Annotated in this window: 6 protein-coding genes; all 6 read left to right on the top strand. The window is 68.6% G+C overall.

The window, feature by feature from the left end; translation table 11 throughout:
* Window positions 1-16: 16 nt before the first annotated feature.
* The 6 genes from crtI (at window position 17) to A0O31_RS13525 (ending at window position 14007) form a co-directional block, all read left to right on the top strand.
* Window positions 17-1585, top strand: a complete 1569-nt coding sequence (gene crtI, locus A0O31_RS12375) for a phytoene desaturase family protein (protein ID WP_071678234.1) — start codon at window positions 17-19, stop codon at window positions 1583-1585.
* Window positions 1582-2580 (top strand): type 2 isopentenyl-diphosphate Delta-isomerase, encoded by a 999-nt coding sequence (fni, locus tag A0O31_RS12380; RefSeq protein WP_071678235.1) that lies wholly within the window; start codon window positions 1582-1584, stop codon window positions 2578-2580. The genes crtI and fni overlap by 4 nt, the downstream gene beginning before the upstream one ends.
* Window positions 2581-2668: 88 nt before the next feature.
* Window positions 2669-3157: a hypothetical protein gene (locus A0O31_RS12385; RefSeq protein ID WP_071678236.1), complete on the top strand. Its 489-nt coding sequence runs from the start codon at window positions 2669-2671 to the stop codon at window positions 3155-3157.
* A gap of 14 nt (window positions 3158-3171) precedes the next feature.
* The gene (locus A0O31_RS12390; RefSeq protein WP_071678284.1) at window positions 3172-5817 is read left to right on the top strand and encodes a DUF11 domain-containing protein; all 2646 of its coding nucleotides are present in this window, start codon (window positions 3172-3174) and stop codon (window positions 5815-5817) included.
* Window positions 5818-5989: 172 nt separating this feature from the next.
* Window positions 5990-8617 (top strand): hypothetical protein, encoded by a 2628-nt coding sequence (locus A0O31_RS13520; protein WP_261340709.1) that lies wholly within the window; start codon window positions 5990-5992, stop codon window positions 8615-8617.
* The gene (locus tag A0O31_RS13525) at window positions 8614-14007 is read left to right on the top strand and encodes a hypothetical protein (protein ID WP_071678238.1); all 5394 of its coding nucleotides are present in this window, start codon (window positions 8614-8616) and stop codon (window positions 14005-14007) included. Before A0O31_RS13520 ends, A0O31_RS13525 begins: the two co-directional genes overlap by 4 nt.
* The last annotated feature ends 349 nt before the right edge of the window (window positions 14008-14356 follow it).

Genomic DNA, 14356 nt, shown 5'->3' on the forward strand with positions numbered 1-14356 from the left:
GGGGTAAGCTCCTCCCATGCGCGCTGTGGTTATTGGAAGCGGGGTGGGGGGGCTCGCCTGCGCCATCCGCCTCGCCGCCATGGGACTAGAGGTGCTCGTTCTGGAAAAGCAGGACGGCCCCGGGGGAAGGGCCCGGGTGCACCGGGCGGAGGGCTTCACCTTTGACATGGGGCCCACGGTGATCACCGTGCCCCCTTTCCTGGAGGACCTCTTCGCCACAGGCCCCGGCAACCCCCGCCTTTACCCCGACTTCCCCGAGGAGGAGGGCCTAAGGGCAACGGAGCGCTACGTGAAGCTCGTCCCCTTGGACCCCTTCTACCGCATCCACTTCCCCGACGGGACCCACTTTGACTACAAGGACGACCGGGAGCACCTCCTTTCGGAGATCCGGCGCCTAGCCCCTGAGGACCTCGAGGGCTACCTCCGCTTTGAACAGGACGCCAAGGCCATCTTCCAGAGGGGCTTCCTGGAGCTCGGCTTCACCCACTTCGGAAGCCTCCTGGACCTCCTCCGGGTGGCCCCGGACCTCCTCCGGCTGGACGCCGTCCGCCCTCTCTTTTCCTTCGTGAAAAAGTATCTCCGGAACCCCAAGATGCGACGGGTCTTCTCCTTTGAGAGCCTCCTCATTGGGGGAAACCCCCTTTCGGTGCCCGCCATCTACGCCATGATCCATTTCGTGGAACGCACCTGGGGGGTCCACTTCGCCATGGGGGGAACGGGGGCCCTGGTGCGGGGGATGGTGCGGAAGCTGGAGGAGCTTGGGGGGAAGGTGCGCTACCAAGCCCCCGTGCGCCGCATCCTCACCCGGAAGGGCAAAGCTGTAGGGGTGGTCCTCGAAAGCGGGGAGCGGATAGACGCCGACCTGGTGGTCTCCAACGCCGACTACGTGCACACCTACGGGGAACTCTTGGCCTCCGAGGACAGGCGCCTCCACGGGGACTGGCGCCTAAAGCGCACCCGGCTTTCCATGAGCCTCTTCGTGGCCTACTTCGGCTTCCGCGCCCGGGGAGACGAGGGGGAAAGGCTCAAGCACCACAACGTCCTCCTAAGCGAGCGGTACGAGGGCCTTTTGCGGGACATCTTCCTCCGCAAGGTCCTCCCCGAGGACTTCGCCCACTACCTTCACCTCCCCACCCTCACCGACCCCTCCCTGGCCCCCCCAGGCCACCACGCCGCCTACACCCTGGTGCCCGTGCCCCACAATGGGAGCGGCCTGGACTGGCGGGAACTGGGCCCCAGCTACTTGGAAAAGGCCCTGCGCTACCTGGACGAGGCGGGCTTCCTCCCCGGGCTCATGGACCGCCTGGTCTACACCCACTACATCACGCCGGACTACTTCCAGTGGACCCTGAATAGCCACCTGGGCAACGCCTTCGGCCCCGAGCCCGTGCTCTGGCAGACGGCGAGCCTCCGGCCCCACAACCGCTCGGAGGATGTGAAGGGGCTTTACCTGGTGGGCCAGAGCTACCAGCCCGGGGCGGGCCTGCCCAGCGTCCTCATGTCCGCCAAGATGACGGCGAGGCTCATCGCCCACGACCTGGGGCTGGAAAGGGCCCCCAAAGGCCTCCTGGAGGCCCGGGTGTGAGCACCCTGGAGAGGAAGCGGAAGCACCTCCAGGCCTGCCTGGAAGGGGACGTGGCCTATCGGAGGACCACCACGGGCTTAGAGCGCTTCCGCCTCCGCTACCAGGCCTTGGCGGGGCTCGCCCTTTCCGAGGTGGACCTCACCACCCCCTTTCTCGGCAAGGTCTTGCAGGCTCCCTTCCTCATCGGGGCCATGACCGGAGGGGAGGAAAACGGGGAAAGGATCAATCTGGCCCTGGCGGAGGCGGCGGAGGCCCTGGGGGTGGGCATGATGCTAGGCTCGGGGCGCATCCTCCTGGAAAGGCCCGAGGCCCTGCCCAGCTTCCGCGTGCGTCGGGTGGCCCCCAAGGCCCTCCTTATCGCCAACCTGGGCCTGGCGCAACTCCGCCGCTACGGGCGGGACGATCTCATCCGCCTCGTGGAGCTGGTGGAGGCGGACGCCCTGGCCCTCCACGTGAACCCCCTCCAGGAGGCGGCGCAGAAGGGGGACACGGACTTTAGGGGCCTCCTGGAACGCCTGGCCGCCCTCCTCCCCCTACCCTTCCCCGTTCTCCTCAAAGAGGTAGGGCACGGGCTTTCCCGGGAGGCGGCCTTGGCCCTAAGGGGCCTCCCCCTGGCGGCGGTGGACGTGGCGGGGGCCGGGGGGACGAGCTGGGCCCGGGTGGAGGAGTGGGTACGCTTCGGCGAGGTGCGCCACCCCGAGCTTTGCGAGATCGGCATCCCCACGGCCCAGGCCATCCAGGAGGTGCGGGCGGTACTGCCGGAAATCCCCCTCATCGCCTCGGGCGGGGTCTACACGGGAACGGACGCCGTGAAGGCCCTGGCCCTGGGAGCGGACCTGGTGGCGGTGGCGAGGCCCCTCTTAAGGCCAGCCCTGGAGGGCGGGGAAAGGGTAGCCGCCTGGATTGCGGATTACCTGAGCGAGATGCGCATCGCCCTCTTCGCCATCGGGGCGAGGCGGCCTGGGGAAGCCAGGGAACGTATAGAACCCCTCTGAGGGCATTCTTGCGAGGGACAGGGAGCTTTCACCTGTCCTTTCACACCCTTTTCACATGGGGCCCTTACCCTTCCCAACGGGGTGGTATATGCGGCGACCCTGGTTCTGGCTCGGTTTCCTGGCCGTCCTAGTGGCCCTCGCCCAGGCGCTTAGCCTGGACCTGAGGCCCTACCTAGTACGGGTATTGGAAGGCAAGGAGGTCTACGAGGAAAACCCCGTGGCGGTGAAGCCCGGGGACGTGCTGGAGTGGCGCCTGGTGGCGGAAAACCGCTCCCAGGGTGCCTTGCGTCAGGTGGCCTTGGTGATCCCCGTCCCCAAGGAGACCCACTACCTGGACGGGAGCGCTAAGCCCCTGACCCTAAGCGGGTCCACCATCCGCCCGGAGTTCAGCTTTGACGGGGGGAGGACCTACGGCTTCCCGCCCCTGAAGAAGCGGGTCCGGGTGGTGGAAAACGGCAAGGAGGTGGAAAAGGAGGCGGAAGTGAAGCCCGAAGAGTACACCCACGTGCGGTGGCTCGTTCCGGAGCTGCCTAAAGGCGCTAAAGTCCAGGTTTCCATGCGCACCGTGGTCAAGTAGAGGAGGTTATGAGGATGAAGAGAGGGATGTATCTTCTAGCCGCCCTATTCATGGTCCTGGGCCTTGCCCTGGCCATGACCCCCGCCGGCACGGCCATCACCAACCAGGCCTCGGCTAGCTACATTGACTCGGCGGGGCAATCCAGGACCACCACGTCCAACCTGGTCACCACCATCGTCCAGCAGGTCTACGCCTTTACCATCACCCCAAACGGCAGTGAGACGAACCCTGGCCAAATCCGCTCCAACCTGCCCGGGGGACAGGTGCTCTTCCAGTACGTGGTCACCAACAACGGCAACGGCACGGACACCATCAACCTAAGCACCGCCCAAGGGACAGGGGACAACTTTGACCTGCAAAACGTCCGCATCTACTTGGACGCCAACTGCAACGGCAACGTGGATGCGGGCGAGGCCCAGGTGACGAACGTCACCCTGGCCATGGGGGCTCAGGCCTGCGTCATCGTGGCGGCCACCATCCCCACCACCGCCCAGAACGGGCAGTACGGCAACCTGAACCTGACCGGCTCGTCCGTAGGTAGTAACAACACCCTCACGGACACGGACAACTGGGCCCGGGCCACCGCCAGTACCGCCGCCGCCCTCACCGCCTTCAAGAGCGCCTCGCCCTCGGGCAACGTGGCCCCCGGCGCCACCGTCACCTACACCATCTCCGGTGCCAATACCGGTGGGAGCGCCGCTTACGGCGTGAGCGTGACGGTGGACAACCAAACCAAGACGGGCATCCTGGTGGAGGACACCATCCCAAGCGGGCTCACCGTGAGCCAGATGCCCACGGGAAGCGCCGGGGCGGGCACCGTGCGCTACGTCTACTACAACGGCACAAGCTGGGTCACGCTCACTTCCTCCCTGCTCCCCATCACCGGAGACGGCACCAAGAAGATCGGCATGCTCATTGAGGGTACCGGGGCCTTCTTCCCGCAAGGGGCGCAGTACAGCCTCAGCTTCACCGCCCAGGTTCCCCAAAACGCTCAAGCCGGCACGGGCTACGCCAACAGCGCCGTTGTCCGCTTCAACGACGGGACGCAGAACCGGGACGTCACCACCAACACCACCAACAACACCGTGGGGGCGAGCTACGACGTGAAGGTGGGTCCCTATGGCTATCCGGAGGGAAGCGCCACGGGCACTTACACGGTGGGTGCCTACACCATTACCCGCTCCGGTGATGCGCAAAGCGTTGCCCAGGTCTATAGCGGCACCAACGTCATCTTCCGCCACACCCTGAAGAATACGGGGAACACCCAGGATAGCTTCACCCTTAGCCTCACGGGTGCTCCCTCTGGCTGGGCGTGCCAGCTCGTGGCCGACGACCTCACCACCCCCATCAACGGCCCTGTGGGTCCGGCTGCGGCGGGCGGCACCTACGACTTCGCCCTCAAGTGCGCCATCCCCGCTAACTACACGGGCGGGCCGGTGAACCTCACGGTCACCGCCACCAGCGTGGGCGATAGCAGCAAGAAAGACACCACCACGGACGAGGTAACCAGCATCCTCTCTGGCTACGCTGTGGACCTGGCTGCTAGGGGTTACAGCGGGGACGGCAACGCCAACAACGACAACCCCGCCTCCCAAAGCGCCAACCCCGGTCAGACCGTGTACTTCCCCTTGGAGGTCTACAACGCCGGGGCTAACCCCGACGTCTACAACCTTACGGCCACGGTGCCCCAGGGGTGGAGCGTGGTCTTCTACCCCGATGCCAACTGCGATGGCGTGCCGGACGGGGCGCCCATCGCCAACACCAACCTGTTGAACCCCGGTCAAAAGCAGTGCGTGGTGGCGGCGGTGACGGTGCCGGCTCAAACTGCGCCTGGCAACAACCCCGTATCCTTCACCGCCACGAGCACCACCGTGTCTGGAGTGTCTGACACCGTCAGCAGCCAGGTGGCGGTGAACCTGGTGGCCCAGGTTACCCTGGACCCCGACCGCTCCGGCACCGTCACGAGCCCGGGCACCATCGTCTACACCCACACCCTCCTCAACAACTCCAACGCCCCCGCCTACTGCGACATCTCCGGCAACGGCGGCGCCCACGGCTGGACCTACCAGTACTCCACGGACGGTACCAGCTGGTACGCCAGCCTGGCGGACGTGTACGTGGCCCCGAATGGCCGCACCGCTACCCTTTACGTCCGGGTCACGGTGCCGGCGGGCGAGCCCGTGGGCCGGGTGGACGTGAACACGGTCAGGGCTAACTGCGACGTGACCACCGGCACGCCCGACAACACCTACGAGGCCACGGACACCGCCACCGAGACCACCACCGTCGTGGGTGGGGAGCTCAGGCTCACCAAGTCCGTGGACAAGACGAGCGCCTTCCCGGGGGATACCCTCACCTACACCATCGTGGCCGAGAACATCGGTACCGGGAACCTCACCAAGGTAATTGTCTCCGACCCCATCCCCGCCTACACCAGCTTCGTGAGCGTGTCGGCCACCGCCACGGGCTTCAGCGGCACCTACACCATCCTCTACTCCACGGACGGCTCCACCTGGAGCCCGACGGCGCCTACCAGCGCGCCCACGGGCGGTAGCGTCTACGTGGCCGTGGACACCAACGGGGACAACTCCATCACCGACCAAGACATCATGCCCCCGGGCGCCAGGATCACCATCACCCTGACGGTCCAGGTGCAGTAGGCCATCCCCCCGCCCCGGGGTTTCCCGGGGCGGGGCCCCCCTCGGGGGGAACGAACAAACGAGAGTTTGTTTTTAGAACCAACTTTGACACGGTTTTGACCAGGAAAGGAAAAAGTGGGAAACGAAGATGGGCGGTGACCGGGCAAGCAAAGGGTTCTGGGCCAGGTGGGGAGTGGGCCTCCTTTGGCTCCTCTCCCTGGCCTTGGCCCTAACCCCGGCCGGCACCGTCATCCGCAACCAGGCGGTGGCCTGGGCGGGGGAGGAGCGCTACCTTTCCAACGTGGTGGAGACGGTGGTGCGCCCCCTCTGCCTGCCCCAGCTCTCTCCGGATGGTACCCCGGCGAACCCTGGGCAGGTGGCGTCCATCAGCCCTGGGGGCTACGCCTACCTCCCCTACCTCCTCACCAACGGGGGGAACGACCGCTTTACCTTCCGCCTGGGCTACACCTTGGGCTCCCGGGACTTTGACCCGGTGGAGGTGGCCTTCTTCCCCGACCTAAACGGGGACGGCCTTCCCGAGGGGAACCCCATGGCGGAGGTTACCTTGGGCATGGGGGAAAGCCTTAGGCTGGTGGTCCGGGTGAAGGCCCCCCTGGCGGCAAGGGGAAGCCTCCTCCTCTCCCCCACCGCCCGCTGCCCCGATGGGGCGGAGGACCGGGAGAACTGGGCCCGCCTCGAGGCCCGCCAAGGCCCCGCCCTCTTCCTGGAGAAGACGATGCCCAGGACGGCCCTCCCCGGGGCGGAGGTCCAGGTGGTGCTCCGGGTGCGCAACCTCGGGGACGGCGAAGCCCTAGGGGTAGCGTTGCAGGACCTCCCCCTTCCCCTCCCCTTCGTCCCCGGTTCCGCCCAGGCCCCCAAGGGCCAGGTGGAGTACTCCGACGGCCAAGGGTGGACGGCCCAGGAGCCCCCTTCCGTCCGAGGGGTGCGCCTCCTCCTCCCCCGCCTCCTTCCCGGGGAGGAGGCTACCATAAGCTTCCGGCTTCGGGTGCCCCTCGGAACCCCCCCGGGCCTGGTGGAAAACAGGGCCTCCGCCACGGGGCCCGGGGGGCCCGCGGAAGGGCGGGCAACCCTAAGGGTCCTTCCCCTCTACGCCCACCACCTGGGCCCCGCTGGGAACCCCAGGGCCCTCCCCGGGGGAGAGGGCTTCCAGGACGACCGGCAGACGGGCAGGGCCCTGACGGGACAACCCCTCTGCTTCCTCCACACCCTGGAAAACGCTGGCACCGTGGAGGATAGCTACGCCCTCCGGGTGGAGGGGGTACCTGTGGGGGTAAGCCTCTGGCTGGAAGACCCCGCGGGCACCCCCCTCCCAAACCCCCTCCCCCTCGCCCCCGGGGAAAGGCGGGACCTCAAGGTTTGCTACCAGGCCCAGGGCCCCGGGGCCTTCACCGCCAAGGTGGTGGCCCGCTCCCTGGCCACGGGGGCGGAAAACGCCACGTGGGACGTCCTCGAGGCGGTGGGGGCGGAGGCCCTCACCCTCCTCAAGGAGGCAGACCCCCCCGCCGGCACCACCCTCCGCCCAGGCCAGGAGGTGGTCTACACCCTGAGGGTGCGCAACGCCTTTGGCCCCCTGGCCCAGGCCGTGGTGGAGGACGCCCTAGGCCCCCACCTGGAGTTTCTGGATGCCTCCCACGGCGGGGCTTACGACCCCCAGGGCCACAGGGTGGTCTGGACCTTGAACCCCTTGCCCCTTGGGGAAACCGTTTTCACCTTGCGGGTGCGCATCAAAGAGGGCACGCCCGACGACACCCTCTTGGAAAACGCCTTCTGGCTTAGGGCCAGGGAGGTGCCTAACCCCGTGGCCTCCAACCCCGTGCGCCACCCGGTCTTTGGGGTGAACCTCCTACTAAAGAAGGAGGTGAGCCCCAAGCAGGCGCGCATCGGGGACCTCCTCACCTACCGCCTCACCTTGGAAAACCCCGCTTCCGCACCCCTCACTGTGCGCCTCACGGACACCCCGCCCCCGGCACCCGGTACGAGCCCGGCACCGCCCGGCTTTGCCAGGGGGGCACGCCCCTTGGAGCCCCAGGTGGCGGAGGGGAAGCTGGTGTGGGAGGGCCTAAGCCTCCCCGCCAAAGGGAGGCTTTGCCTCACCTATGCCCTCCGCCTCCTGCCCGGCGCCTCTAAGGAGCTCATCAATACCGCCGAGGCCCTAGGGCTAAGCGGCCAAGGGGCGGTGGTGGCGAGCGGGCGCGCCCAGGCCCTCGCCCAGGTGGATCCCGGTCCCTTCGCCCTGGGCGGGGTCCTCCTGGGCCGGGTCTTCCTGGACCTGGACGGGGACGGGGTCTATAGCCCCGGGGACATCCCCCTTCCCGGGGCCCGGGTGCTCCTTGCCAACGGGCTCCAGGCCCTCACGGACCAGGAGGGGCGCTACGCTTTCCGCGACCTCTTGGGCCTCCACCAGGTGATGCTGGACCCCGCCTCCGCCCCCTTCCCGCCCAAAGCCCTGCCGGAAAACCTGGGAGAAGGCTACAGGAAGCGGGCCCTGGTGCAGGGGGCCACGGTGGTGGACTTTCCCTTGGTGCCCCCTAAAGGATGGGTGCGGGTGGAGCGGAGCACGGTCCTCCGCATGGGGCCCCTAATGGTGGAAAAAAAGCTTCTCAGCGTGGGGGAAAAGGTGTACGTGGAACTGCGGCTCCGAAGCGGGGAAACCCTTCCGGACTTCACCCTGACCGACCTCCTGCCCGCAGGCGGGGAGAAGACCTTCCACTTCCCCGAGTTCTCCGGGGAGGAAACCTTGGTCTACGAGGTGGGCGAGGCCCGCCTCACGGACCCCGAGGTGCGCTGGAGGTACCCATGAGGCGCTTACTTTCCGTCCTCCTCGCCCTACCCTTGGCCCTGGCCCAGGTGGAGCTCAAGGCCACCCTGGTGGGCACCGGCCTTTCCTGGGAAATGGACCGCCTCGAGGCCTGGCTCCTCCCCCAAAAGGAGGAGGGGCGGATTGTCCTCTTCTCCCCCGGCTTTGACCCTGAGGACTACCGGAGCGCCCTAAGGGGCAAAGAGGAGCTCGGGGACGAGCGCTACGATGGCGGCCAAGGGGAGCTAAAGGCGGTTTACGAACTCTACCGGGGCCAAACCCTCCTGAGGCGGGTGGAGTTTGGCCTGGAGCCCCACCGGGAAGTCCTCCTCTTCTCGGGCAGGCTGGAGAAGAACACCCCTTACCGCCTGGTGGCCCGCTTTGAGGGGTTGGGCAAGAACGCCTTCCTCCTGAAGGCGGAGGGCTTCGCCGTGCGGCTTGACCCCACGACCCTTACGGTGGAAGTACAGGACCAAGGGGCGGGCCTCACCCTTCGCCAACGCCCCGGTGAACGGGGCCGGTTCGTGGAGCTCTTCGCCCTCGAGGCCCCCCCCTCCCTCCTCCCCCTCCCCGTGCGCTTCTACGACGAGGACGGGCCGGAAGAGCTCCTGGCCCGGGTGGTCCTCCCCGATGGCCGCCTGGAGGAACGCCCCGTCTCGGGGGATAGGGCCTGGGCGGAGTACCCCGTGCGCCTTCCCGGCCTCACCCGCTTCCTCTTCGCCCAACCCCCCACCGCCAAGCAGTACTCCAACACCATCGCCATCCAGGTGAAGGCCTGCCTGGAGGTGGCCCAGGACCGCTTCCGGGCGGTTCCCCCTGGCCCTAGGCGGGTGGCCGTGGTGGATAGCGCCGGGAACCCCCTGGACCTGAAGCCCACCCTCACGGAGGACGGCCTGGCCTTCCTGGACCTACCCCAGGGCTACCGCCTCCTGGAGGTTAGGGCCCAGGGGGCGGTGGTGGTGGAGGGCGACAGGGTCCGCTTCGGCTGCCCTGGGGGCGAGGCGGCCTTCGTGGTGGCCCCGCCCGAGGCCAGGCTCAGGGTGCGCCTCCTCCTGGACCTGCCTGGGGGGGAACGCCCGGGAGAGGGGGTGCTCCGCCTCGGGGAGGAGCGCCGGAGGGTGGCGGGCGAGGCCCTCTTCCCCTTGCCGCCTGGCACCTACCCCCTGGCCCTCGAGGCGGAAGTGGCCTTGGCGGAAGGGCCTACTGAGGTGCGCCTCCTCCCGGGCGAGGAGCGGGAGGTGGTCTTCAGGTTGCGGCCAGAGGTGAACCTCACCCTCACCCCCGAAGCCCAGCGCCACCCGGAAGGGGAAACCGCCCGCCTTCTCCTCCGGGCCACCACCCCTTACCCCGGCCTCCTCCCGGCAGAGCTTTCCCTAGAGCTTCCCCCTGAGCTTGAGCCCCTCACCGCCACCCGCCTCACCGCCCCCCTAAGCAAGGACCGCCCCCTGGAGCTCGCCGTGGAGCTTAAGGGCCCGGCGGGGAGCTACCAGGTGAAGGGGCGCCTCCTTCCCTTTGGCCTGGAAAAGGGGGCCGAGGTGGCCTTCTTCCGCCCCGCCACCTTCACCCTCAAGAAGGAGGCCCTGACCCCAAGGGTGGCCCAGGGCGAGGAGGCCCGCTTCCGCCTCACCGTGGTGAACGAGGGGGACGAGGCGGGCCGGATAAGGCTACGGGACCTCGGGGGAGAGGGCCTGGTGGGCCCCGGCCTGGACCAGGAGGTCTACCTGGAACCCCGCCAAGGGAAGAGCTACGAGGTGGCCTTCCGGGTGGTGGGGCAAGGCCTCCTGGTGAACCGGGCGGAGCTTTTGCGGGGGGAGGAGGCCCTCGCCCGGGCGGAGGCAAAGGTGGAGGTCCTCCTCCCCAAGCCCGCCCTTGCCCGGGAAACCCCCCACCGGCGCTACCTGCCGGGCGAGGTAGTGGCCCACCGCCTGGTGGTGAAAAACGGAGGGGATGCCCCCTTGCACTACACCCTGGAGGACACCTGCCCGGACATCCTGGAACCCGCCACCGCCCGCTTTGAGGGGACGGTGCCCCCGGGCGGGGAAAGGGTCCACACCTACGAGGCCCGGGTGCGCTTTGGGGAGGAGCGGGAGGGCCTGTGCCAGGCCACCTTGCGGTACGAGGGAGGCGCCTTGCAAGCGGAAACCCCCGTGGCCCGGGTCCTCCTCGGGCTCAAGAAGGAGGCCCTGGCCCCCCGGGTCCTGGAGGGAACAGAGGCCACCTTCCTCCTCCGGGTGGAAAACCCCGCCGACCACCCCGTGCGCATCCGGCTCCTGGACACCCCGTCCAAGGGGCTTCCCATGGAGGGGCTGGACCTGGAGCTTCCCCTCGCCCCCGGGGAGGTGCGCACCTTTACCCTGAAGGCGGAGGGCGTCCCGCCCGGGGCCCACGTCAACCGGGCAAGCGCCTTCCTCGGGGAAACCCCGGCGGCCTTCCCGGCGGAGGCCACCCTGGTGGCCCTCCCCCTCCTCACCCCAGAAAGGCTTTCCGAGGTGCGCCTGCCCTTCCGGGTGGAGGGGGAGGGTGAGGGCCTTCTCCTCGCCTTCTCCCTGCCGGAAGGGGCCACCTACGTGCCGGGAAGCGCCCGCTTGGCGGAGGGGGAAAGGCTTCTTCCCCTCGAGGACCCCCTCCTCCTGGAGGGCCGCCTCCTCTGGCGCCTCCCCTTCCGGAAGGAGGGCGAGGTCCGCCTTACCCTCCGCCACGAGCGGGCCCTGCCCCCCTTGGCCGAGCCCAGCCTGGCCCTCCTCGCCGGGGGGCGGGAGGTGTACCTGAAGGGGAAGGTGACCCTGGAGGAGTACCGCAAGGCCAGGCCCTTCCAAGGGGAGCGCCAAGGGGTCATCCGGGAGCCCAAGGACGGCGAGGTCTTCCGGGACCGGGACGCCATCCGGGTGGTCCTGGAAGCCCCTTTGGGCCCCCTTACCCTTAAGGTGAACGGCAAGCCCATCGGCCCGGAGCGCCTAGGGAAGGCGGAGCTGGACGAGGGGCGGGGCTGGCAACGCCTGGAGTACTACGGGATACCCCTGGAGGTGGGCCGGAACCTCCTGGAGGTGGAAGGCGTGGCCCAGGACCGCCTCGAGGTCTTCCGCCCCGGGAACCCCACCCGGCTAAGGCTCTCCCTCCTAGAGGCCCAGGCGGATGGGCGCACGCCCCTAAAGGTCTTGGTGGAGGCCCTGGACGAGAACGGCCTGGCCTCTGGCTTTGGCCCCGTCACCGTGGAAACCGACCTGGAGCCCTTAAACCCCGACGCCTTCCCGGAGGTTTCCGGCTACCAAATCCTCCTCAAGGACGGCCGGGCCGAGCTCCTCATAAGGCCCCTCACCGCCCCCAAGGAGTTCCGGGTCAGGGCCCGCTTCAACCAGCTGGAGGCCGAGGCCCGCCTCTTCGCCGGGGAGCGCAAGGAAGCCCTTTGGCTTGCCCAGGGGAGCGTGGGGGTAGCCCTCGGGCCAAGCCTCGCCCGGCTCTCCCTGGAAGGCCTCCGCCTCTTCGGCCTCGCCCGGGCCTACGCCGAGGGCCCCCTTCTAGGGGGACAGGGGCAGCTCGCCCTGGACACGGCGGGCGGCCTTGGGGCGAAGCTCGCCCCGGACCGCTTCCCCATCACCGGGGCCGCCACCGAGGCCAAGCGCCCCCTGACCTCCGACGACCCCGTGGCCTTCCGCTACGACCAGCCGGAGTTCTCCGTAAGCTACGAGCGGGCTCCCCTGGGGGCGGGCCTCCCCGAGGCCACCGCCCTCCGCCTAAGCACCCGGGGTGAGGGGCGCCTCGAGGCCTTCCTCGCCCTCCTCCCCCGGGGCACGGTGGAGGAGGTAATCCGGCCCGACGGCACCTCCTTCTACCGCCTCAGCCGGAGGCCCAAGCCCGGCACCCTCACCCTCACCCTGGTGGAGGGGGCCAGGGAAACCCGCCTGGTGCCCGGCAAGGACTACGTGGTGGACGACCTGGGCAACCTCCAGCTCTCCCGCCCCCTCTTCCCCACCGCCCCGGACCTGAGCCCCGTCTACCTCCTGGCGGCCTACGCCCCCGAGGAGGCCCCCAGGGACCTCCTGGCCTACGGCCTTTCCGGGGTTTACGAGGCGGGGGGCCTGCGGTTTGGCCTCTCCGCCGCCCATCTGGGAGGCTGGCGTTTCGGGGCCGAGGTGGGCTACCAGGAGGGGGCAAACCGCCTGAGCCTGAAGGGGAGCTACCAAGAGGGCCGCTTCGGCCTCTCCTTCGGGGGCGACGCCCGGCTTGGGGCCTTCCGCCTCAGGGGGGACTTAAGGGCGGAGGACCTCTCCCAAGGGCTTTCCGCCCTCCAAGGGCAGGCCCGCCTGGCCTACGAGGAGGGCCCCTTGGGCGTGGCCCTGGAGCACGCCACCCCGGCCCAGACCGCCTTCCTCCTGGAATACCGCCCCAGGCCCTTCACCGTGGGGGCGGGCCTCGGCTACCTCTGGGGCGAAGGGAGCTGGGCCTTCCTGGGCCGGGCGGGGTACGAGGCGGGTGAGGCCCGGGCCCTCCTCACCCACGCCCAGCCCTTCAGCGTGGGCAAGGCCATCACCCGCCTGGACGCCGCCTGGCCCCTGGACCCGAACCTCCGCCTGGAAGGGGGCCTGGCCTACACCTGGGGCGAGGGGGTTTCGGGAACCCTGGGCCTCAGGCAACGCCTGGGGGACGCCAATCTGGCCCTCGCCTACGAGCTTCCCACGGCGAGCGGCGAGGGGAACCGGGCCCGGTTTGGCCTGGAAGCCCCCTTCCCCCTCACGGACCGCCTGAGCCTGAACCTCTCCACCGGCCTGGAGCGCCGCCTCGGGACCGGGGAGACCCTCACCGCCTTCGGCCTCGCCGCCCGCTACAAGGTGGCGGACCTCGTGGCCACCCTGGGGGTGGAAACCTCCCTGGGCCAGGAGACCAAACTGGTCCTCAAGGGCGGGGCCACGGGAAGCCTGGACGCGGAGAACACCCTCTCCGCCGACCTCGCCTACCAGGTCCTCCCCGAGCCCCGGGCCCGCTTCACCGTGGCCTACGCCCTCTTCGCCTCCCAGGTGAACCTCCTCACCTACCACCGCCTCGCCTGGGAAACCGAGCCCGTCCTCGAGGGCGAAACCCTCCTCGCCTACCACCAGCCGGGCTTCCAGCTCCGCCCCGGCTTCGCCTACCGGGTGAAGCCCCAAGACCCCGTGGCCAACACCTACCAAGTGGGCCTTGGCGGCAACCTCTACCCCACGGAGCGGTTCGGCCTAGGGGGTGCCCTCTACTACCTATTCCAGCCCGGAACGGGCGGAAACCGCTTTGCCTTTAGCGTGGAGGGAAGCTTTAGGGTGCTGGAAGGGCTTTGGCTCAACCTGGGCTACGGTTTCGGCGAAACCCTCTTCCAGCCCGAAGGCCTGTACCTACGCCTGGACTTCTTTGGAGGTAGCCGATGAGGACGCCGTGGGCTTTGCTCTTCCTCCTGAGCACCGCCTTTGGTCAAGTGGTGACGCCCTTGCAAGCGCGCTTTGGACCAGTAAACGACCGAGGGGATATCGTCCTAGTGGGAAATACCCTAATGTGCGCGGCGAGCCGTAGCGGATGCGACGTCACTGTCATGAACAACCCAAACGCGAACAACAACCGATCCATGACCTTCATCAACGCAGACCCTTCCGCTCCCAACTGGGGCACTGGCCGAGGGGGCTCCTCCGCCGCCACGCTCAGCCTTCCCACGGACGCCCAGGTGCTTTGGGCGGGTCTCTACTGGGGGGCACGCGCTGATCCTGGTGCCTCCGGAAGAAA

This window comes from Thermus brockianus, from assembly GCF_001880325.1.
Lineage (GTDB): Bacteria > Deinococcota > Deinococci > Deinococcales > Thermaceae > Thermus > Thermus brockianus.